The sequence below is a fragment of the Methylocaldum sp. genome (assembly GCF_035627495.1).
GTDB lineage: Bacteria > Pseudomonadota > Gammaproteobacteria > Methylococcales > Methylococcaceae > Methylocaldum.
In genome coordinates this window covers 1-1199 of record NZ_DASPLO010000143.1, presented here as the reverse complement: position 1 = coordinate 1199, position 1199 = coordinate 1, and the positions used below count along the sequence as shown (strand labels likewise).

Annotated in this window: 1 protein-coding gene; it reads right to left on the bottom strand. The window is 57.0% G+C overall.

All coding sequences use genetic code 11. The annotated features are described in order from the left end of the window. Positions 1-330 precede the first annotated feature (330 nt). The gene (locus VEB01_RS11700; RefSeq protein ID WP_324875626.1) at positions 331-867 is read right to left on the bottom strand and encodes an REP-associated tyrosine transposase; all 537 of its coding nucleotides are present in this window, start codon (positions 865-867) and stop codon (positions 331-333) included. Positions 868-1199 lie beyond the last annotated feature (332 nt).

Sequence of the window (1199 nt, the reverse complement as noted above, 5' to 3'; positions counted from 1 at the left end):
GTTCAGTGTCTGGGCTGGCGTGAGAAGGGAGGTGGAGGGCTTGATCTACGCGACAAGGTTGATCCTTAAGGGTGCACACAAGCTTCCTCCGCCTCAGGTGATGGGAGCTAACCATCACGGAAAACAAGATACAAGGGCGCAATAGGGCACTCCCGTATTGCGCCGCATGTGTTGTCGAAATCCATCCGGCGCATTACGCTGCGCTAATGCGCCCTACCCGGGCTTAAGGCATCCGATAAACAGATGTTGAGGCAAGCCGGTTACAACATCCCCGAGCCTAGCCCGCGTAGGACGCAATAGCGGTTCCGCGTATTGCGCCGCATGGGTTTCTCAAGCCCGCTCGCCCGCATCCACATCGGATTCCACCCCACCGGCCCAATTCAACGGATAAACGCCGCGCTCAACGTAACGATGAAACGTCGAATAAGGCCACTCCGCCACGCGCTGAACATAACCGTGTTTCACCGGATTGATATGGCAATAATCCATATGGGCCGCATAATCCTCCTCGTCACAGATGGCGTGTTCCCAAAACCTACGTTGCCATATTCCGCGTTCGCCGCGTGCAATGCGTACCTTTGAGCGCCGCTCGGTCGCTGGCAAGGCTTTGGAGAAGTCTTGTTTGATCAACCGCCATCGATTGGTGAAATCGTCATCGCCGGGCGGCAGCGTCCACACGCCGTGCAGGTGGTCCGGCAAGATCACCCACGCATCGATGTGGAATGGCCGTTTGGTCCGTACCTCCCGCACCACGGTTCGGAGTAGGTCGATGTGCCGAACGAGCAAATCGTTCGGATAACGTTCGAGCAGGTTGACGGTGAAGAAATAGGTTCCGCCGGGTACGCGATAACGTCGATAGTCGGGCATCGGGGTTCATATTCCGAAGAGACAATAACCTTGGGGAACAATAGCAAACCGTGGGACCATCTGATCTCACGGTGAGTTTTCCGGTTATCACTTCATGCGGCGCAATACGCGGGTACGCTATTGCGCCCTACACACTGAGTAAAACACGCAGCAAGCGCCCATAATCGTCCGAGACGAATCATGAATCAGCTTTTAACCCAAATTGTCCATTAGCCGGTGGCGAGCCCTGGAATCACGGGCGGAGCGGCGGCGTGGGCCCAAAGCCCTGAGAACCAGGCGCGTTTGCGGCGGGGGACCGAGAGCAGCAGGCGCTGTTGCTTCGCATCCGGATG

Bases quoted from the DNA above. Each gene is read 5' to 3' on its own strand.
- VEB01_RS11700 (WP_324875626.1), bottom strand. From the start codon at position 867: ATGCCCGACTATCGACGTTATCGCGTACCCGGCGGAACCTATTTCTTC.